Here is a 17,582-nt window from a genome sequence, read left to right as displayed (position 1 = left end):
CGGATTGAAGCCGTTCAGACCTTGCCACCGGCAAGAAGGTTCTGGGGCCTCAGAAGCAGACCTAGGCTGGCGGGCTTGCTTGGTCCTCGGCAGCATCCTCGCGCGTCGAAAAGGCGCGACCAAGGCTGAAGGCCAGGACATAGAGCGGAGCATTGAGAATCAGGCTGACGATGGGGAGATAGCTCGTCATTTGCCAGGCGGGCGAGAAGAATGGCTGGCCGTAGCCATCGCAGACAAGCGAGGAGCCATATTCCCACAACGCTCCAACGATCATCGCCGCGGCGAAAAGCTTGATGCAGGTGACAATATGCCTTGCGCGTGCCGGATCCGGCACAAGGCGGCCCCACAACACCAGGCAAACGATCGGAACCGCGTAGATGAAGTTCTGGACGACAAGCATCGGAATGGTGCCGTTGGCCGCGGCGAGGAACTCGGCACGTGTTTCCAGCCGCGCGCAAACCTCGCTCGAGGTCGTTGACAACAGGAACAGGACGAACGGCCCGAGGAACCAGAAGAAGAACAGCGACGGCCAGAAAACGACTGCAAGCAGTGCCCGGGCAGCCAGGTTCCTGTGATTGAGCATGATCTTTTCCGAAAACCGGTTACCACTTTTCGGGATCATGCTCTGGTCAACTGGCCTGATCCATGAAGCGGGGGAACCAGCCTTCGTGCGCAGCGCTCAGTTCGCCGACCGGAATCGCCCGCGCCTCGCCAAGCTTCAGCGCGCTGCCGCCGGTCGAACCGATCCACGGCGCGAAGATGCCGAGTTCGCCTTGCTGCTTGCGAATGGCGTCCCATTCATCGCTATCCGGATCGATCGACAGCGTCAGGAGATAGCGGCCCTGGTCCTCGCCGAACCAGACCGGGATCGGGTCGGTGCCGACAAGCCCGGGAACCGTGGCGCCGATGCCCGACGCCATCGCCATCTCGGCCAGCGCCACGGCGATGCCACCGTCGGAAACGTCGTGCGCCGCCGTGACGATGCCGGATGCAATCAGAGCGCGCACATGGTCGCCGACGCGCTTTTCATGCTCGAGATCGACCGGCGGCGGCGGACCGTCGCTGCGCCCATGGATGTCGCGCATATAGACCGACTGGCCGAGATGCGTTCCCCAGGAAGCGGGCGCGCCGACCAGCAGGATCATCTGGCCCTGCGCCGCAAAACCGGTGCGCACCATCTTCGACCAGTCGGCGATCAGGCCGACACCGCCGATGGTCGGCGTCGGCAGGATGCCCTGGCCGTTGGTCTCGTTGTAGAGCGAGACGTTGCCTGAGACGATCGGGAAGCCGAGCGCGCGGCAGGCGTCGCCGATGCCTTTCACCGCGCCGACCAGCTGGCCCATGATCTCAGGCCGTTCCGGGTTGCCGAAATTGAGATTGTCTGTGGCCGCCAGCGGCAGCGCGCCGGTGGCGGTCAGGTTACGCCAGCACTCGGCCACCGCCTGCTTGCCACCCTCATAGGGGTCGGCCTCGCAATAGCGCGGCGTCACGTCGGAGGAGAAGGCGAGCGCCTTGGTGGCATGGCCGTCGACGCGCACCACGCCGGCGTCGCCGCCGGGAAGCTGCAGCGAATTGCCCTGGATCAGGGTGTCGTACTGTTCCCACACCCAGCGGCGCGACGACAGGTCCGGTCCGCCGAGCAGCTTCAAAAGCGCCTCCGCGACATCGGCCTGGGGAACGTCATTGGCGGCTAGCGGCGCAGGCTTCTTTGGTTCGACCCAGGGACGATCATACTCCGGTGCCTTGTCGCCGAGATCCTTGATCGGCAGGTCGGCGACCTCGTCGCCCTGGTGCAGCACGCGAAAACGCAGATCGTCGGTGGTCTTGCCGACGATGGCGAAGTCGAGGCCCCATTTGTGGAAGATTGCCTCGGCTTCCTTTTCCTTTTCGGGGCGCAGCACCATCAGCATGCGCTCCTGGCTTTCCGACAGCATCATCTCATAGGCGCTCATGCGCTCTTCGCGCACCGGCACCTTGTCGAGATCGAGCTCGATACCGAGATCGCCCTTGGCGCCCATCTCGACCGCCGAGCAGGTGAGGCCGGCCGCACCCATGTCCTGGATGGCGATGACCGCGCCTGAGGCCATCAGTTCGAGGCAGGCTTCCAGCAGGCACTTTTCGGTGAAGGGGTCGCCGACCTGCACGGTCGGGCGCTTCTCGTCGATCTTGTCGTCGAATTCGGCCGACGCCATGGTGGCGCCGCCGACGCCGTCGCGGCCGGTCTTGGCGCCGAGATAGACGACCGGCAGGCCGACGCCCTTGGCTTCCGACAGGAAGATGGCGTCTGTCTTGGCTATGCCGGCCGCAAAGGCGTTGACCAGGATGTTGCCGTTGTAGCGGGCGTCGAAATTGACCTCGCCGCCCACCGTCGGCACGCCGAAGGCATTGCCGTAGCCGCCGACACCGGAAACCACGCCAGAGACCAGGTGCCTGGTCTTGGGGTGGTCGGGCGCGCCGAAGCGCAGCGCATTCATCGCCGCGACCGGCCGGGCGCCCATGGTGAAGACGTCGCGCAAGATGCCGCCGACGCCGGTCGCCGCACCCTGGTAGGGCTCGATGAAGGAGGGGTGGTTGTGGCTCTCCATCTTGAAGACGACGCAGTCGCCGTCACCGATGTCGACCACGCCGGCATTCTCGCCTGGACCCTGGATGACTTGCGGGCCAGTGGTCGGCAAGGTGCGCAGCCATTTCTTCGAGGATTTGTACGAACAGTGCTCGTTCCACATCGCCGAGAAGATGCCAAGTTCGGTGAAGGTCGGCTCACGGCCGACGAGGTCGAGGATGCGCTGGTACTCGTCGGGCTTCAGCCCATGCGCGGCGATGAGCTCGGGGGTGATCGGCACGGAATTGGAAATGGTCATGGGCGGCGGTTTGTATCCGGAGCGTTGGGATTTGAGTCCCGTCTTATCGCAAGCCTTGCGGCCGATACACCCCATGAATCGACGAAAAACGCGCGAAAGCCGGACAAAGCCGCAGGCCGATCCCGAGCAGGCCGCGATCCCTCGCGACAAGACGCCTGATGGCTCAGGAGAAGCTGTCGTAGCCGGCGCGGCCCTCATCCAGCAGGCGCCTGATGACCGCGACGCCTTCGGCAATGTCCTTGCGCTGCCTCGGCTGTGAAACGCCGAAGCGGACGCCGTGGAAGACCTGCTCGGAGCGGCCGGCCTTGAATTCGTCCTCGTCGTCGATCAGCACGCCATGTTCGAGACAAGCGTTCTTGAAGGTGCCGGAAAGCCAGGGGTCGGGCAGGGTCAGCCAGACAAAGGGAACCTTTTCGTGTGATTTGAACGCGAATCCGGCCAGCGTCTCGCGCACGATGGCAATCCGGGCGCCGATTTCGGTGATACTGCGTTTGCGTATCTCGTCTGCCTGGCCGGACAGCACCAGCCTTGTATTCACCTCCGCCAGCAGGAAAGGCATGCCGCCGGTCATCATCTTGTGGGCGACGCGGATGCGATGGCGATAGGCGGGCGGGCAGGACAGCCAGCCGCCGCGCACACCCGCCGCGACCGATTTCGACAGGCCTCCGGCGACAATGGTGCGTTCGGGCGCGTATTCGGCCAGCAGCGGCGTCGGATCATCAGTCAGGTTGCCGTAGAGATCGTCCTCGATGAGAACGACATTGTATTCGCGTGCGACACGCGCGATCGCCTCGCGGCGCGCCGCCGACAACGTCACCAGGGTGGGATTCTGCGCCGTCGGCATCAGGAAGATCATTCGGGGATGCTTTTGCGCGCAGACGCGCTCGAAATCGGCCGGGTCGATGCCCTGGTCGTCCGACGCCACCAGCGCGGTGCGCCGACCGATCAGACCGGCGCTGCGGGAAATCTGCGAGTAGGTGAGGTGCTCGAAGGCGACATAATCGCCGGGCGTTGTCAGCGCTGCGATCGCCGCCATCACAGCGGCATGTGTGCCCAGCGTTGGAACGATGGCGTCGGCGTTCGGGCGAAACGAATTGCGCGACAGCCAGCGGGCGCCGGCTTCGTACCAGCGGTCCGGAAAATCCCGCGTGTAGCTTGAAATCTCATGCGGATAATCCTGCGCCGCGCGCGTCAGGACATCGGCGACTATGGCGCCCTGGCCGATGTCGGGCGCGGCCGTGCTGTCGAAACGCAGCTTGCCGCGCGGCGCATCGATATGGCGTGTGCCTTCGCCGGTGACGTCTGGAGCCAGCGAGGTCGGCCTCGCATCATCGGCGCGCTGGCCGAGCACATAGGTTCCGCGTCCGACTTCTCCGCTCACCAGCCCTCGTTCGCGCAGCAATTGGTAGGCCCGGCCGACCGTGCCGACGGTGGTGCCGATGTCGTAGGCGAGGTCGCGTTGTGGCGGCAGCTTTGCCCCCGCATCGATCACCCCCCGGTCGATGTCCGTTTCGATGGAATCCGCAAGCCGTTGATACAGCGGCCCGGAGCCGGCGGTGAGATCTGGAAGCCAATTTGTCATGGTGACAATTTTGTATATTGCACCGAATTGTGAGTCAATACATATCAATCACGCGCTAAGAAGGGTGCAAATTGGAACTCCGGTAGAAAGAAAATGAATACAATCGCGACAATCAGCCATTTGAGAGCCGAGTCATCGGGTCAATCGACACGCCCATCGGGCAGGCGCGGCTTTGCCGGCCGTCTGGTGCGTGTGGTCCGGTCGCTGGCGAAATGGATCGACTATCTGCTGGAGCGCCGGCGCAGCCGGCTGGTGTTGCTTGAGATGACCGATGATCAGCTCAAGGATATCGGTGTCTCGCGCTGCGATGCCCACCGCGAGGCCATCAGGCCGTTCTGGGACTGACCATCCCAAGACGCGGGGCCGGAGTCCGCTTGACTAACGGACGCTCGATGTTCTGATGCGAGCAACGCCGTGGTCGACGACGACGGCGACCACGCACAGCACCAGAAAAAGCCCGGTGATGGCCGCCGCCGAGATGGCGACGCTGGCTGCGCCATTCTTGGCGACATCGAGGAAGGGGTAGGGCACCTCGCCGGCAAACGGCGCCCGCGCCAGCGCATAGATCAGATAGGCCACTGGATAGAGCATCCACCATGAGATGTCGCCCCACCGCGTTCTGCCGTTGGCGCCTGCGACCAGCCACCACAGCACGAACAGCACCGGCGTCACATAGTGCAGCAGGACGTCGCAGAGCAGGAACAGGCCCTGTGGCTGCCAGAGCTGCGCCAGCACCGTCGCATAGACGATGAACACCAGGGCGATCGAAACAGCGATGCCCGCGCGCATCCGTGATCCTGCGAAGGCAGGCAGCCATGCATAGCCGGTGGACGACAGCAGCGAGGTGTGGACGAGCACTGCGCCGATATTGGTCAGGATGGTGAAGAAGCTGAAAAGGAAGATGATGGAACCGAGCAGGCTGCGGCCAGCTTCCATCGACGCCGGAATGCTGATGCAGAACTGCAGGACTAGTCCGGCCAGACCGATGACCAGACCCGCAATCTGCAGGAACCGGCCCATTGCCCTATGCGGCCGCCGCGCAGGAGGGATTGCCTGCCCGCCAGCGGGCGATGTCGGAGCCGATGCGCGCGCCGAGCGGGTCGTTCATCAGCGGTCCGAACACGTCGACGCGGCTGGAATTGCCTTGTGCCTGCACGACCAGCAACGGTTTGCCACCATAGTGCTTGGCCGGCACCAGCAGGAAACGCGGCGTGCCGCTGAACGAATTCAACTCATTGGCCATCTGGTATTGCTTGAAGGCCGGATCCTTGCTGGCGATCCAGCATTTGTGGGCCGATATCGCCACCTGTTCCATGGCCAGCAACGAGGCACTTTTGCCCGAGGGGACAGGTGTGCTCTTCGGGCTCGATTGGCAGGATGCCAGGGCGAAACCCGCGGCCGCTACCAAGGCGATCGTCTTGCTCCTGCTCAAGCGGCACCCATCTCAAGTTCGGACAGAAAAATCTTCAACCCGTCGGTCATCTCGCCCCACACCCGCGACAATGCCGGATGCTGCGAGGCGATCTGTTCGTAGGCATCGAATTTGGGATAGGCGTCGAGCAGATCGTGGCGTCCTATCATGGCCCGGAAGTTGTTGAAAATGAACCGCGTCGGCGTCAGCCAGGCATCGGCGAAACTGATGTCGTTGCCAAGCGCGAAGGGGCCTTGCGCCATGCGTTCCTCGATCGCCGACAGACCGTGATGCAGGCGGGCGAACTGGGCGTCGATCTCGGCATTGTTTCGCTTGGGCACGAAATGAAGCTCGAAAAGCTTCATCGTCGGGGTCAGCACGTCGAGATCGGTGATGCGGGCAAACATGCGCACCAGCGCGCGGTCCTTGGAATCGGGCGGCAGCAGCGCCGGTTCCGGAAAGCGCTCCTCGAGATATTCGGCGATGACCACCGATTCGACGATCGTTTCACCCGAACCGGTGATCAGCACCGGAATCCGGTTGAGCGGTGAGATGGCGCGAAACTCTTCCGGGATCGGAAAACCGGGCGGCGGCGCGATGATCTTGAGCGGTACATCCTTGATGTAGGCCAGCGCCCGCACGATCGACGAGTAGGGCGACAACGGCCGCGAATAGAGTTTCATGACCGTCTCTCTCCCTCATGAAGCGGACTTACCCAATCAAATGGGCTGGAATGTCCGGCTGTTTTCAGGCTGTTCGCCTTGATGATGTCAGGCAGCAATGCCAAGCGCGCCCTCGAACAACGCCCGGCCGTCGGTGCCGCCGTGGGCTGCTTCGATCAGGTTTTCCGGGTGCGGCATCAAGCCGAGCACATTGCCGCGTTCGTTGATGATGCCGGCAATGTCGTTGATCGAGCCGTTGGGATTGGTGCCGTCGGCATAGCGGAACACCACCTGACCTTCGCCTTCGAGGCGGGCAAGTGTGTCGGCGTCGGCAAAATAGTTGCCGTCATGATGTGCCACCGGCGTGCGGATGATCTGGCCCGGCTGGTAGCGGCGGGTGAACATGGTGTTGGCGTTGGTGATCTGCAACTTGACCTGCCGGCAGACGAATTTCAGCGACGTGTTGCGCATCAGCGCCCCCGGCAGCAGCCCGGCCTCGACCAGGATCTGGAAGCCGTTGCAGACGCCGATGACCATCACGCCCTTGGCCGCCTGTTCGGCAACCGCCCGCATGACCGGCATGCGCGCGGCGATGGCGCCGCAGCGCAGATAGTCGCCGAAGGAAAAACCGCCGGGAATGGCGATCAGGTCGACATCCGGGATTTCGGTATCGGTCTGCCAGACGGTGATCGGCGGCTTTCCCGAAATCTTGGTCAGCGCCGCGATCATGTCGCGGTCGCGGTTGAGGCCAGGCAGAAGGACGACGGCGGATTTCATGGCAATTCCCGTTCGAGCATCTGAACCAGATACCGGGGTGAAACGTGGTTGGTCAACCAGACGCCGTTGTCGGAGAGGAAGAATAACGCCCCGTCCTTCGTCATGGTTGCCGAGTCGACCTGCAAGATAACACTTTTTCCATTGCGACGCCGGGCGACGATCAGAGCCGTTTCGACGTCCCTTGACAGGTGAACATGCTGGCGTGACTGGCTGGTGAGGCCTTCGCGGAGAATGCTGGGGAGAAACTCTTCCTTGGTGCCGTGGTAGAGCATGTCGGGCGGCACCGATGGCGGCAGGCCGAGATCGATATCGAGACTGTGGCCTTGCAAGGCACGGATGCGATTGCCGTCGGTGGCAAAGCGCTTTTTCGGGTTCTCTTCGACGATGCGTGCAACATCGGCGACCGATGCGCCGAACGTCGACTGGATGACCGCGCAGAGCGCGTCGAAATCGGCCCAGCCGTTTTCGGCGAGCGACAGTCCTGCCTCCTGCGGCGCGTGTCGCAGGACCAGGCTCATGAATTTTGAAATCTGCGTGTCGTTCGGCATGGCGGCAATGCGGTTTCAGCCCCAATTGCCGAACTGGTGTCACGTCGGCTCATAAGGCTTTTGTGCTTCGGCAAGTTCGCGCTGGTCGAGACGTCTGTCGATACGTTCAAGACGCTCGTCTTGTCGGGCTAGAATGCCGTAGACATTGTGGATATCGCTTTGCGTTGCCACCATGTGGCCCCGCATCACATTCAATTCCCGTTTCGTCTCGGAAACATCCTGACGAAGCTCACCGATTTCGTGATGCACGCGCTTCAGAAGCTCGAACATCAATTCATTCGTGACTTCCGACATAGTGCCTCCGACACAACCTCAGGTAAGTGTCACACTATAATTCTCAATCACCGTATTCGCCAGCAGCTTGTCGCACATGGCCTTCAGATCAGCCTCGGCCTTGGCCTTGTCGGTCTCGGAAAGCTCGACGTCGAACACCTTGCCCTGCCGCACCGCGCCGACGCCGCCGAAACCCAGTCCGGACAGCGCGTGTTCGATTGCCTTGCCTTGCGGGTCGAGCACGCCGTTCTTGAGGGTGACGGTAATGCGGGCCTTGATCACGCTGGACATGCTCCTGTTCTCAATATCGGGACGCAAGCCGCTATCAGTGCGGCTTGCCTTTGGCGCCATCGGTCGAGGCAACAAGCACCGGGCCGGTGGGGCGCGGCGGCTCGTTCTCGTTCATGATGCCGAGGCGGCGGGCAACTTCCTGATAGGCTTCGACGAGGCCGCCCATGTCGCGGCGGAAACGGTCCTTGTCGAGCTTGTCATGCGTCGCCACGTCCCACAGACGGCAGGAATCCGGCGAAATCTCGTCGGCGACGACGATGCGCATCATGTCGCCTTCGAACAGGCGGCCGCACTCGATCTTGAAATCAACGAGCTGAATGCCGACGCCCATGAACAGGCCGGAGAGGAAGTCGTTGACGCGAATGGCGAGTGCCATGACGTCGTCGATTTCCTGCGGGCTCGCCCAGCCGAACGCCGTGATGTGCTCTTCCGACACCATCGGATCGTCGAGCGCGTCGGCCTTGTAATAGAATTCGATGATCGAGCGCGGCAAGACGGTGCCTTCCTCGATGCCGAGGCGCTTGGACAGCGAACCGGCGGCGACATTGCGCACCACCACTTCGAGCGGAATGATCTCGACTTCCTTGATCAGCTGCTCGCGCATGTTGAGCCGGCGGATGAAGTGGGTCGGGATGCCCATCCGGTTGAGATGGTTGAAGATGTGCTCGGAAATGCGGTTGTTGAGCACACCCTTGCCGTCGACGACTTCATGCTTCTTCTTGTTGAACGCGGTTGCGTCGTCCTTGAAGAACTGGATGAGCGTACCCGGCTCGGGTCCCTCATAGAGGATCTTGGCCTTGCCTTCATAAATGCGGCGGCGATTTTTCATCTGATTTTTTCTCTGGGGTTCCAGACAGGCGGCAATCGACCATTTCCTGTCCGTCTGCCTGAAATAGTGCGGCTACTGTAGGGTTCAATGCCGGGTCTATCCCAATCACATCGTTTGCTCAATCGGCAAATCCTTCCAATCAACCGCTTTCGGGACTGAAATGCCGCAGCGCAGCATGCAACGAAGCGTATTGACCGGCTCGCGACCTTTTGGTTTGTGCTTCCCCAACACATATACGTCATCACCAGCGAATCGATTTCCATCGGAGGGATGCCATGAGCAGCATGAAGGATCGCGAAGAGGGCTTTGAACGCAAATTCGCATTCGACGAGGAACTTCGGTTCAAGGCCTCGGCTCGCCGCAACAAGGCGCTCGGCCTGTGGGCCGCCGCAAAGCTTGGAAAGTCGGGCGCCGATGCCGACGCCTATGCCAACCAAGTGGTCGTCTCCGACATCGAGGAAGCCGGCGATCACGACGTGTTCCGCAAGATCCGCAAGGATTTCGACGACGCCGGTGTCGACCAGTCGGACCATCAGATCCGCCGCACCATGGACGAGCTGATGGCGCAGGCGATCGAGCAGATCAAGAACACCTGATCCGACCACACTCTGGACCAATCGACCGCCCGACCTATCCGGGCGGTTTTTCTTTGCCTTGCAGCGGTTTCCGGCTGAAACTGCGATCCTTAACGAGGAAAGTGTAGATGTCCCTGAAGTCCCGCCTTGCCGCCGATGAAACGCTGTTCACCGCATGGTCCGGCGTGCCGGATGCCCTGACCGTCGAGATCGTCGCCAAGCAGGGCTTCGATGCGGTCACCCTCGACATGCAGCATGGCGGCCATCATGAGGACAGCGTGCTGCGCGGTCTGGTGCCGGTGCTCGCTGCAAACAAGCCGGCGCTGGTGCGCATTCCGGTCGGCCGCTTCGACATGGCAAGCCGCTCGCTCGATTTCGGCGCCGAGGCTGTCATTGCGCCCATGGTGAACTCGGTGGCCGATGCAAAACTGTTCGCCGCGGCCATGAAATATCCGCCGCTCGGCGAGCGCTCGTGGGGCCCGACTTATGCCTTTCCGCGCCACGGCAAGGGCGACCAGGCTGAATGGCTGCGCGACACCAATCAGCGCACCATGGCCTTCGCCATGGTCGAGACGCGTGCTGCTCTCGATGCGCTCGACGGCATCCTCGACACGCCGGGCATCGACGGCATCTTCCTCGGCCCGTCGGATTTCTCGATCGCCTGGAGCAACGGCGCGACCATCAATTCGACGCTGGAAAGCATGATGGAAACGGTGGCGTCGGTCGCCGAGCGCACCCGCAAGGCGGGAAAACATGCGGCGATCTATGTTGTCGAGCCGGCAATTGCCGGTCGCGTCGTCTCGATGGGCTACCGGCTGCTGGCCATGGGCTCGGAGCACGCGCTGATCGGGCTCGGCGCAAAAACCCTGTTGAAGAGCGTCAGGGATTCGATCGACGCCTGAGAGAGCTCAGGGTTTCAGATCGGTCAGGAACTTGGCGAAGGTCATCGAGCCCTCGGGCCACGGACCAAAGCCCGAATCCGCGTTGAGGTGACCGGTCTCGCCGGCGTCGATGAACAGCGAGCCCCAGGCCCCGGCAATGTCCTCGGCGACATCGAAGGCGCAGAACGGGTCGTTGCGGCTGGCGATCACGATCGAAGGAAAGGGCAGCGGCTCGCGCGGATAAGGACCGAAGGTCATCAGGTGCCGGGGCTTGATCCCGGGGTTGGCGACGTCGGGCGGCGCCACGAAGAAGGCGCCGGCGACCGGCCTCTGGAACTGCGGCATGGCCTGCACTGCCGCGGCCACACCAAGCGAGTGCGCAACGATGACAACGGGCCGCTCGGCCTCGTTGACCGCCTTGGCCACGCTCGCCGTCCAGTCCTCGCGCACCGGTTTGGACCATTCCGCCTGCTCGACGCGGCGCGCCGTCGACAGCTTCGACTGCCAGCGGCTCTGCCAATGGTCTGGGCCGGAATTGGTGTAACCCGGCACGATGAGAATATCTGCTTCCTTGACCTTCATGGCGCTGAAATAGCGAGCGGCGTCGCTTCGTGCAACGGCCATGAATCGCGCTCTTGATCACAAATAGTGAACACGATGTTCGCTTCTTCAAGTCTTGTGTGAACGATGCCGATCGACGATTTGTCGTGTGGAGAGAGAAACAGCCGTGTGCGGGAACCCTACGCGGCATACTATGATTGGCGGCGTGGGCACTTTGCCTTGGAAGTTTAACCGCGGCCGGCCGAACGGAGAATTTGATGAGCGAATTGCCTTTTGCCGCCACCACTCCCGTCAGCGTTGCCCGCGTCGGGCTGAAGGCGCGCGACGCCGAAAGTCTTGCCGCCTATTATCGCAGCGTCGTCGGCCTGCAGGAACTGAGCCGCGCCGATGGCGCGATCACGCTCGGGGCCGGCAACCGTCCGTTGCTGGTGATCGAGGCGGACGCGGCGGCAAAGCCGGATGATCCGCAAAGTGCGGGCCTGTTCCATACTGCTTTTCTGCTGCCGAGCCGCGCCGATCTCGGCCGCTGGATCAACCACGCCATTGCCGACAAGATTGCCATCGAGGGGGCTTCCGACCATCTGGTCAGCGAAGCGCTCTACCTGACCGATCCCGAAGGCAACGGCATCGAGATCTACGCCGACCGTCGTCCGCACGACTGGAAGTGGAATGGCGACAAGATTGCCATGGCGACCGAGCGGCTGAACATTCCGTCTATCGTTGCCGAGGTGCCGGCGGGTGACGCCGGTTGGCAGGGCGCGCCGGAAAACAGCATTGTCGGCCATGTCCACTTGCGTGTCGGCAGGCCGGAAGACGCCGAAGCCTGGTGGAATCAGGAATTCGGCTTCAACACGGTAGCGAAATATGGCGGCCAGGCGGTGTTCCTGTCGTCGGGCGGCTATCACCACCACATCGGCGCCAATGCCTGGCGCAGCCCCGGTGCCGGCCGCCGCGGTCCGGGTCGGTCGGGCCTTGCCTGGGTCGAGATGCGTTCGGACAATGTAACCAGCCCGGTAACCCGCGAAGACCCATGGGGGACTGTGATCAACACCGTTCCCGGCAAGGCCTGATTGCCATTTGGAGAGCGTCCTCTCCCCGTATAGTGACGGGGAGAAGGGAAAGCTCGCCTCAGGCTTCGCCGAACACCCGCTTGAAGATCGTATCGACATGCTTGGTGTGATAGCCGAGGTCGAATTTCTCGCGGATCTCGGCTTCGGGCAAGGCGGCGGTCACTTCCTTGTCGGCCAATAGTTCTTCAAGAAAATCAGCGCCTTGCTCCCACACCTTCATGGCGTTGCGCTGCACCAGCCGGTAGGAGTCCTCTCGCGACAGGCCGGCCTGCGTCAGCGCCAGCATGACGCGCTGCGAATGCACGAGGCCGCGGAACTTGTTCATGTTCTTCAGCATGTTGTCGGGATAGACGAGCAGCTTGTCGACGACGCTGGTCAGCCGTGACAGCGCGAAATCGAGCGTCACCGTGGCGTCCGGGCCGATCATGCGTTCGACAGAGGAGTGCGAAATATCGCGCTCGTGCCAGAGCGCCACGTTCTCCATCGCCGGCAGCGCCATGGACCGCACCATGCGGGCAAGGCCGGTCAGGTTTTCGGTCAGCACCGGATTGCGCTTGTGCGGCATCGCCGACGAGCCCTTTTGCCCCGGCGAGAAATACTCTTCCGCTTCCAGCACTTCGGTGCGCTGCAGATGCCGGATCTCGATCGACAGCCGCTCGATCGACGAGGCGATGACGCCGAGCGTGGCGAAGAACATGGCGTGACGATCGCGCGGGATCACCTGCGTCGACACCGGCTCCGGCTTCAGCCCGAGCTTTGCCGCGACGTGTTCCTCAACATAGGGGTCGATGTTGGCGAAGGTGCCGACCGCGCCCGAAATGGCGCAGGTGGCGATGTCTTCCCGCGCGTGCACCAGCCGCTCGCGGCAGCGCGAGAACTCGGCATAGGCCTGCGCCAGCTTGATGCCGAAGGTCGTCGGCTCGGCATGGATGCCATGGCTGCGGCCGATCGTGACGGTGTCCTTGTGCTCGAAAGCACGGCGCTTGAGTGCCGCAAGCAGGCCGTCAATGTCGGCCAGAAGGATGTCGCTGGCCCGGGTAAGCTGGACGGCAAAGCAGGTGTCGAGAACGTCCGAAGAGGTCATGCCCTGATGGATGAAGCGGGCGTCGGGTCCGACGAATTCAGCAAGATGGGTGAGGAAGGCGATGACGTCATGCTTGGTGACGCGCTCGATCTCGTCGATCGCTTCCACGTTGAATTTTGCCGCGCCGCCCTTCTCCCAAATGGTTCTTGCTGCTTCCTTGGGGATGACACCGAGTTCGGCCAGCGCATCGCACGCGTAAGCTTCGATCTCGAACCAGATGCGGAACCGGGTTTCGGGCGACCAGATGGCGACCATTTCCGGCCGGGAATAACGAGGGATCATCGGTCAGTCCTGATTTGTCGAGGAGTTTGCCCGCGTCCTAACAGAGGCGGGCAAAATGCTCAACGCCGCTGCCGCGCAAACCAGACGCTCGCGGCAAGCAAGGCGGCGAAACCGAGCGGAAAATAGTGCCGGATGCCCAGCACCACGAACTGGTAGAGCGCAATCAACACCGTGAAGACGAACTGGATGGCCCAGTTGCGGGTGAAAGCCGGTGCATGCCACTCGGCATAATAGGAGCGGTATTGCAAGGCATAGAGCCCGCCGGTCAGGCCGATGGTTGCGCCGAGCAGGCACACGAACGCGGCTGCGAACGCAACCTCCCAGCGCCTTCCGAGCGAGACCAGCCGCGCCGCGAACAGGCCAAACGGAAAGGCAAGTGCTCCGCCGCAGGCATAGAGCAGCGACACGGTGCCGATCTTTTCAGGCGTCTCCCAGCCATCCAACAGCAGGGTGACGAGCGCGCTGGCGCCCATCGCCACGGCCCACAACAAGGCGCCGAAAAGCGCTGTTCGCGACGCCGGGATAGCGCGGCGAAGGCGGCTCAGGGCACGATTGCGCCCAGCGGGTTGAACAAGCGATGTCACAGGCGGCCGGTCACTGCGATCCAGCGAAAATTCGGCCCCTCGAAGCCGTATTGGCGCACGCTGATCAGCACCGCATAGCCGCTGAGACTGTCCATTGAAAACGTCTGCACCGCGCCGATCCGGTAGCCGTTCGGGCAACCCCGGCTCTTGGGGATCGACTTGTCCTCGTGCAACAGCTTGGTCGTGCCGCCATCCTGCGCCTCGATGCGCAGCAACCGGAAGCCGTTGATCTCGCCCTGGCTCTCGCAGCCTTCGGTGTTGTTCATGCCGACCTCGTCGAGCCGGAATTCAAGCGGCTGGTCGACCGGCGAAAAAATCGGCCGTGGGTTGACCGCCATCCGGTGCGGATCGGCCGAAAGCTCGGTCACTGGGTTGAAGCCCGCTGTGATGCCCCTGTTCGCCGTCAACTCAGCCTGTTTGACGATCGCTTCGCCTTTTTGCCGGGCCTCGAGGCGGGCCGTTTCGAGCGTGGCATTCTCATCGTCGATCCGGACCCTGACCGGCGTTCCCTTGAGAAAGCTGTCGTCATTCGTGTCGATATAATAACGGTTGGCATAAGGAAATCCCGAGCCGTCCTGGACGCCATATTCCTCGAAGGCGAAGACGCCGCCGTCCTTGGTGAAGCCGAGGATTTCAAGCTCGGCGACATCGCCGGCATGGGCGGCGATCGACGTCGCGAATTGTGCAAGCATGGCAACGACAAACAGGAAGAGCAGTCGCATCGGTTTTCACTCCGGCAGCCGTGATCGTTTCAATCCCCTAGCACGACGGAATCAAAACGTCGTGCAGTCCGACAGCCGATGCATCCAATCGGCCGGTCATTTGTTATCGTCGGCAATCCAATGGAGAACCACCATGACCGACACCAGCAAAATTCGTGAGCATATGGAAGTCATCGGCGCCGATGGCGTGCATGTCGGCACCGTCGACAAGGTCGACGGGAAGCGGATCAAGCTGACCAAGGCCGACAGCGGCGAGGGCGCTCACAAGGGCCATCACCACTACATTTCCCTGGCTCTGGTTGCCGAGGTCGATGGCAAGAAGGTGTGGCTGTCGGCGAATTCCGATGTCGCGGTGACCTTCGAGGAAGAAAAGTCCGATCCCGTCTGATCGGCTGCTTCACCCCGAGCGCGACGACCAGACCGGAAACAGGTCGTCATCGGCAGGCGTCGCGGCAAACACACCGCGGCTGATGGCGCGCGCCATCGTGGCGCCGGCCGCGGCATAGAGGTCGATCGCCGCATCGGCCCCAAGCTCGACACCACTGGTACCCGTCGCCAGCGCAAACACCAGGTCGCCGTCGGCCGGCGTGTGCGTCGGCCAGATGGCGCGCACGAACCCGTCATGCGCTGCTATCGCCAGTCGTTTTGCGGCGGCCTTGGTGAGAACCGCGTCCGTGGCTATGGCGGCGATGGTGGTGTTGCCACCGGTCTCCATCTGCCTGCCGACATGCTTGTCGCGGTATTTCAACAGGATCCGTTTCGCGTCGTCCGGCATCGGCGAGGGGTAGCCAAGTCCACCAAATTCGTCGCCGATTTCGAAGGGGGCTGCCCAGAAATGACGGGTTCGGCTGACGGTCACCGAGCCGGTCGGGTTGACGGCGGCCAGCGCACCGATGGTGATGCCATTGTCGAGCAGCGTCGAGGCCGAGCCGAGCCCGCCCTTCAACCCGGAGGTGAGCGCACCCGTGCCGGCGCCGATCGTGCCGAGCGGGAAATCGGTAGTGGCGGCTTGCGCTGCTTCATAGCCGAGGTCGCGGTAGGGCGGATAACGACCCCAGTCCTTGTCGCCGCCATTGCGCAGGTCGAACAGGATCGCCGCCGGCACGATCGGCACGCGAAAGCCACCGACTTCGAGCCCGATGCCGCGCTCGCGCAGGGCCGCCTGCACGCCGGATGCCGCATCGAGGCCGAAAGCCGAACCGCCTGAAAGCACCACCGCATGGACCGCCTCGACCGAATTGTGCGGTTCGAGCAGATCGGTCTCGCGGGTGCCCGGTGCACCGCCCAGGATCTGCACGCCGGCCACCGCCGGCTCGTCGCAAAGGATGGTCGTGACGCCGGACTTCAGCCCGGCATCGGAAGCGTTGCCGACCCGCAGCCCGGCAACATCGGTGATCAGATTGCGCGGGCCGGTGCGAAACATCAGTTGCTTTCCAAAGGCGCAAAACGTGTGCCGTCGAAGCGGAAGGCGCGGTACGGGCTCTGGCTGAGGTCGCCTTTCGCGTCGAAGCGGACCGGGCCGATCGCGGTGGTGAAATCATGCCCGGTCAGCGCGTCGGCCAGCGGCTTGCCTGAAGTTTCGGCCAGGCCTGATGCTGCCTTGGCGATCTCGACCGCCGCGTAGGCCGGCAGTGTGTAGCCGTCCGGCACGATCCTCCGTGCGGAGAAGCTTTCCAGCACTTTTGGATCGGCGACATCGGCCCATTCAGGCGGTGCGATCATCAGCGTGCCCGTCGCATAGGGCACGTCGCCGGGCGGTGTGCGCAGATTTTCGCCTCCGGCGAACACGATACCGGCAGAGAGTTGCGCCGCGTCACGGCCCATGATGGCGACATCGTCGCCGTCGCCGCCCGCAAAAACATGCGTCGCGCCGGCCTTCTTCAGCCGGCCGACCAGGCCGATCTGGTTGTCGAGCTGCGGCCGGAACGTATCGACGAAAACCGGCTTCAGCGCCGCCTGTTCGGCCGCCGCCCGAAACGTCTCGGCCATTTCGCGGCCATAGATGGTGCCGTCATCGATGATGGCGAACAGTTCATCCTGCCACAGATGGGTGAGGCTGGCGGCGACCGCATTGCGCTCGTCGTCGCCGCGAGGCCCGAGACGATAGACTGGCCAGCCGGTCTTGGCGCGCCGGTCGGTCAGGCTTTCGGTTCGCACGCCAACGGTGATGACCGGAATGTTGGCGTCTTTCAGGATCGGCATCGCCGCCTCGATCGCGTCGGTGCAGAGAAAGCCGACCACCACGGTGACCTTGGCCGCCACGAATTCCCTGGCCGCGGCGGCTCCGCCATCGGCGGTACAGGCGTCATCGATGGTTTTGAGTTCGACGCCGTTCGCTTCGGCCGCGAGACCGGTGCCGGCGTCGATCTGTTTGCCGAGGATGGCAGATGGTCCGGACAATGGCGCAGCCACGCCCACCAGCAGCGTCTGGGCGCTGGCGACGCCGGCCATGAACAGCCAGGCCAGTGCGGCAGATATCGTTATCCCGGGGCGCATTCTGGTGATGAATTCCTCCCAACTGGCGACATCTCGCAGCCGCCAATTCCCGCCAAGACCTAAAGGCTGGCCGGCCTTGGTGCAACACGCGAA

General features: G+C 62.9%; 22 protein-coding genes. 5 read left to right on the top strand and 17 right to left on the bottom strand.

What is annotated here, in order from left to right:
• Positions 1 to 61: 61 nt before the first annotated feature.
• The 3 genes from AC1DYW_RS29745 to AC1DYW_RS29735 form a co-directional block, all read right to left on the bottom strand.
• Positions 62 to 583 carry a hypothetical protein gene (locus tag AC1DYW_RS29745; RefSeq protein WP_477228566.1) on the bottom strand — a complete coding sequence of 174 codons (522 nt, stop codon included), beginning with the start codon at positions 581 to 583 and terminating at the stop codon, positions 62 to 64.
• A gap of 46 nt (positions 584 to 629) precedes the next feature.
• Positions 630 to 2,861: a phosphoribosylformylglycinamidine synthase subunit PurL gene (gene purL / locus AC1DYW_RS29740; protein ID WP_477228565.1), complete on the bottom strand. Its 2,232-nt coding sequence runs from the start codon at positions 2,859 to 2,861 to the stop codon at positions 630 to 632.
• Between the two features lie 163 nt (positions 2,862 to 3,024).
• Positions 3,025 to 4,443 (bottom strand): aminotransferase-like domain-containing protein, encoded by a 1,419-nt coding sequence (locus tag AC1DYW_RS29735; protein ID WP_477228564.1) that lies wholly within the window; start codon positions 4,441 to 4,443, stop codon positions 3,025 to 3,027.
• A gap of 93 nt (positions 4,444 to 4,536) precedes the next feature.
• Here AC1DYW_RS29735 and AC1DYW_RS29730 point away from each other — a divergent pair, with 93 nt between their 5' ends.
• Positions 4,537 to 4,788, top strand: a complete 252-nt coding sequence (locus tag AC1DYW_RS29730) for a DUF1127 domain-containing protein (RefSeq protein WP_477228563.1) — start codon at positions 4,537 to 4,539, stop codon at positions 4,786 to 4,788.
• A 33-nt stretch (positions 4,789 to 4,821) separates the two neighbouring features.
• Here the strand turns inward: AC1DYW_RS29730 and AC1DYW_RS29725 are convergent, their stop codons facing one another.
• The 8 genes from AC1DYW_RS29725 to purC all read right to left on the bottom strand — a co-directional run bounded on the left by AC1DYW_RS29725 (position 4,822) and on the right by purC (position 9,234).
• A complete protein-coding gene (locus AC1DYW_RS29725; RefSeq protein ID WP_457151346.1) occupies positions 4,822 to 5,463 on the bottom strand; it encodes a Pr6Pr family membrane protein in 642 nt (213 codons plus the stop codon).
• Between the two features lie 4 nt (positions 5,464 to 5,467).
• On the bottom strand, positions 5,468 to 5,875 hold the full coding sequence (locus AC1DYW_RS29720; protein ID WP_477228562.1) for a hypothetical protein: 408 nt from the start codon (positions 5,873 to 5,875) through the stop codon (positions 5,468 to 5,470).
• Positions 5,872 to 6,537, bottom strand: coding sequence for a glutathione S-transferase family protein (locus AC1DYW_RS29715; RefSeq protein WP_477228561.1), 666 nt, complete (start codon positions 6,535 to 6,537; stop codon positions 5,872 to 5,874). Before AC1DYW_RS29715 ends, AC1DYW_RS29720 begins: the two co-directional genes overlap by 4 nt.
• 87 nt (positions 6,538 to 6,624) lie before the next feature.
• Positions 6,625 to 7,293, bottom strand: a complete 669-nt coding sequence (gene purQ / locus AC1DYW_RS29710) for a phosphoribosylformylglycinamidine synthase subunit PurQ (RefSeq protein WP_477228560.1) — start codon at positions 7,291 to 7,293, stop codon at positions 6,625 to 6,627.
• The gene (locus AC1DYW_RS29705) at positions 7,290 to 7,841 is read right to left on the bottom strand and encodes an RNA 2'-phosphotransferase (RefSeq protein WP_477228559.1); all 552 of its coding nucleotides are present in this window, start codon (positions 7,839 to 7,841) and stop codon (positions 7,290 to 7,292) included. The genes purQ and AC1DYW_RS29705 overlap by 4 nt, the downstream gene beginning before the upstream one ends.
• Before the next feature lie 39 nt (positions 7,842 to 7,880).
• Entirely contained in the window at positions 7,881 to 8,135 is a 255-nt protein-coding gene (locus tag AC1DYW_RS29700; RefSeq protein WP_477228558.1) for a hypothetical protein, read from the bottom strand.
• Between the two features lie 18 nt (positions 8,136 to 8,153).
• Positions 8,154 to 8,396, bottom strand: a complete 243-nt coding sequence (gene purS, locus AC1DYW_RS29695; protein WP_095085690.1) for a phosphoribosylformylglycinamidine synthase subunit PurS — start codon at positions 8,394 to 8,396, stop codon at positions 8,154 to 8,156.
• Positions 8,397 to 8,439: 43 nt separating this feature from the next.
• Positions 8,440 to 9,234 (bottom strand): phosphoribosylaminoimidazolesuccinocarboxamide synthase, encoded by a 795-nt coding sequence (purC, locus tag AC1DYW_RS29690; RefSeq protein WP_095085488.1) that lies wholly within the window; start codon positions 9,232 to 9,234, stop codon positions 8,440 to 8,442.
• A 275-nt stretch (positions 9,235 to 9,509) separates the two neighbouring features.
• Here purC and AC1DYW_RS29685 point away from each other — a divergent pair, with 275 nt between their 5' ends.
• Together AC1DYW_RS29685 and AC1DYW_RS29680 are read left to right on the top strand one after the other, a co-directional pair.
• Positions 9,510 to 9,830: a DUF1476 domain-containing protein gene (locus AC1DYW_RS29685; protein WP_457154072.1), complete on the top strand. Its 321-nt coding sequence runs from the start codon at positions 9,510 to 9,512 to the stop codon at positions 9,828 to 9,830.
• Positions 9,831 to 9,937: 107 nt separating this feature from the next.
• Positions 9,938 to 10,711, top strand: a complete 774-nt coding sequence (locus tag AC1DYW_RS29680; protein WP_477228557.1) for an HpcH/HpaI aldolase family protein — start codon at positions 9,938 to 9,940, stop codon at positions 10,709 to 10,711.
• A 6-nt stretch (positions 10,712 to 10,717) separates the two neighbouring features.
• Here AC1DYW_RS29680 and AC1DYW_RS29675 read toward each other — a convergent pair whose 3' ends face one another.
• Positions 10,718 to 11,272 (bottom strand): RBBP9/YdeN family alpha/beta hydrolase, encoded by a 555-nt coding sequence (locus AC1DYW_RS29675; RefSeq protein WP_184872185.1) that lies wholly within the window; start codon positions 11,270 to 11,272, stop codon positions 10,718 to 10,720.
• A gap of 236 nt (positions 11,273 to 11,508) precedes the next feature.
• Between AC1DYW_RS29675 and AC1DYW_RS29670 the strand changes: the two genes are divergently transcribed.
• Positions 11,509 to 12,321 carry a VOC family protein gene (locus AC1DYW_RS29670; protein ID WP_457154071.1) on the top strand — a complete coding sequence of 271 codons (813 nt, stop codon included), beginning with the start codon at positions 11,509 to 11,511 and terminating at the stop codon, positions 12,319 to 12,321.
• A 58-nt stretch (positions 12,322 to 12,379) separates the two neighbouring features.
• Here AC1DYW_RS29670 and purB read toward each other — a convergent pair whose 3' ends face one another.
• The 3 genes from purB to AC1DYW_RS29655 all read right to left on the bottom strand — a co-directional run bounded on the left by purB (position 12,380) and on the right by AC1DYW_RS29655 (position 14,993).
• Positions 12,380 to 13,687: an adenylosuccinate lyase gene (gene purB / locus AC1DYW_RS29665; protein WP_477228556.1), complete on the bottom strand. Its 1,308-nt coding sequence runs from the start codon at positions 13,685 to 13,687 to the stop codon at positions 12,380 to 12,382.
• A gap of 59 nt (positions 13,688 to 13,746) precedes the next feature.
• Positions 13,747 to 14,160, bottom strand: coding sequence for a hypothetical protein (locus tag AC1DYW_RS29660; protein ID WP_477228555.1), 414 nt, complete (start codon positions 14,158 to 14,160; stop codon positions 13,747 to 13,749).
• Between the two features lie 107 nt (positions 14,161 to 14,267).
• Entirely contained in the window at positions 14,268 to 14,993 is a 726-nt protein-coding gene (locus AC1DYW_RS29655) for a DUF2259 domain-containing protein (RefSeq protein ID WP_477228554.1), read from the bottom strand.
• Between the two features lie 133 nt (positions 14,994 to 15,126).
• Here AC1DYW_RS29655 and AC1DYW_RS29650 point away from each other — a divergent pair, with 133 nt between their 5' ends.
• Entirely contained in the window at positions 15,127 to 15,381 is a 255-nt protein-coding gene (locus AC1DYW_RS29650) for a DUF2171 domain-containing protein (protein WP_184870741.1), read from the top strand.
• A gap of 9 nt (positions 15,382 to 15,390) precedes the next feature.
• Here the strand turns inward: AC1DYW_RS29650 and AC1DYW_RS29645 are convergent, their stop codons facing one another.
• Positions 15,391 to 16,416 (bottom strand): P1 family peptidase, encoded by a 1,026-nt coding sequence (locus tag AC1DYW_RS29645; RefSeq protein WP_477228553.1) that lies wholly within the window; start codon positions 16,414 to 16,416, stop codon positions 15,391 to 15,393.
• A complete protein-coding gene (locus tag AC1DYW_RS29640; RefSeq protein ID WP_477228552.1) occupies positions 16,416 to 17,489 on the bottom strand; it encodes a branched-chain amino acid ABC transporter substrate-binding protein in 1,074 nt (357 codons plus the stop codon). Before AC1DYW_RS29640 ends, AC1DYW_RS29645 begins: the two co-directional genes overlap by 1 nt.
• Between the last annotated feature and the right edge of the window lie 93 nt (positions 17,490 to 17,582).

The sequence above is a fragment of the Mesorhizobium sp. P2_D5 genome (genome assembly GCF_056404355.1).
Note: the sequence above shows the minus strand (reverse complement) of the source record. Positions and strands in the feature narration are given on the sequence as shown.

What these genes read in the sequence shown, in the direction of transcription:
- AC1DYW_RS29745 (WP_477228566.1), bottom strand. Translation starts at nt 583, where the DNA reads ATGCTCAATCACAGGAACCTGGCTGCCCGGGCACTGCTTGCAGTCGTT.
- purL (WP_477228565.1), bottom strand. Translation starts at nt 2,861, where the DNA reads ATGACCATTTCCAATTCCGTGCCGATCACCCCCGAGCTCATCGCCGCG.
- AC1DYW_RS29735 (WP_477228564.1), bottom strand. Translation starts at nt 4,443, where the DNA reads ATGACAAATTGGCTTCCAGATCTCACCGCCGGCTCCGGGCCGCTGTAT.
- AC1DYW_RS29730 (WP_477228563.1), top strand. Translation starts at nt 4,537, where the DNA reads ATGAATACAATCGCGACAATCAGCCATTTGAGAGCCGAGTCATCGGGT.
- AC1DYW_RS29725 (WP_457151346.1), bottom strand. Translation starts at nt 5,463, where the DNA reads ATGGGCCGGTTCCTGCAGATTGCGGGTCTGGTCATCGGTCTGGCCGGA.
- AC1DYW_RS29715 (WP_477228561.1), bottom strand. Translation starts at nt 6,537, where the DNA reads ATGAAACTCTATTCGCGGCCGTTGTCGCCCTACTCGTCGATCGTGCGG.
- purQ (WP_477228560.1), bottom strand. Translation starts at nt 7,293, where the DNA reads ATGAAATCCGCCGTCGTCCTTCTGCCTGGCCTCAACCGCGACCGCGAC.
- AC1DYW_RS29705 (WP_477228559.1), bottom strand. Translation starts at nt 7,841, where the DNA reads ATGCCGAACGACACGCAGATTTCAAAATTCATGAGCCTGGTCCTGCGA.
- AC1DYW_RS29700 (WP_477228558.1), bottom strand. Translation starts at nt 8,135, where the DNA reads ATGTCGGAAGTCACGAATGAATTGATGTTCGAGCTTCTGAAGCGCGTG.
- purC (WP_095085488.1), bottom strand. Translation starts at nt 9,234, where the DNA reads ATGAAAAATCGCCGCCGCATTTATGAAGGCAAGGCCAAGATCCTCTAT.
- AC1DYW_RS29685 (WP_457154072.1), top strand. Translation starts at nt 9,510, where the DNA reads ATGAGCAGCATGAAGGATCGCGAAGAGGGCTTTGAACGCAAATTCGCA.
- AC1DYW_RS29680 (WP_477228557.1), top strand. Translation starts at nt 9,938, where the DNA reads ATGTCCCTGAAGTCCCGCCTTGCCGCCGATGAAACGCTGTTCACCGCA.
- AC1DYW_RS29675 (WP_184872185.1), bottom strand. Translation starts at nt 11,272, where the DNA reads ATGAAGGTCAAGGAAGCAGATATTCTCATCGTGCCGGGTTACACCAAT.
- AC1DYW_RS29670 (WP_457154071.1), top strand. Translation starts at nt 11,509, where the DNA reads ATGAGCGAATTGCCTTTTGCCGCCACCACTCCCGTCAGCGTTGCCCGC.
- purB (WP_477228556.1), bottom strand. Translation starts at nt 13,687, where the DNA reads ATGATCCCTCGTTATTCCCGGCCGGAAATGGTCGCCATCTGGTCGCCC.
- AC1DYW_RS29660 (WP_477228555.1), bottom strand. Translation starts at nt 14,160, where the DNA reads ATGGGCGCCAGCGCGCTCGTCACCCTGCTGTTGGATGGCTGGGAGACG.
- AC1DYW_RS29655 (WP_477228554.1), bottom strand. Translation starts at nt 14,993, where the DNA reads ATGCGACTGCTCTTCCTGTTTGTCGTTGCCATGCTTGCACAATTCGCG.
- AC1DYW_RS29650 (WP_184870741.1), top strand. Translation starts at nt 15,127, where the DNA reads ATGACCGACACCAGCAAAATTCGTGAGCATATGGAAGTCATCGGCGCC.
- AC1DYW_RS29645 (WP_477228553.1), bottom strand. Translation starts at nt 16,416, where the DNA reads ATGTTTCGCACCGGCCCGCGCAATCTGATCACCGATGTTGCCGGGCTG.
- AC1DYW_RS29640 (WP_477228552.1), bottom strand. Translation starts at nt 17,489, where the DNA reads ATGCGCCCCGGGATAACGATATCTGCCGCACTGGCCTGGCTGTTCATG.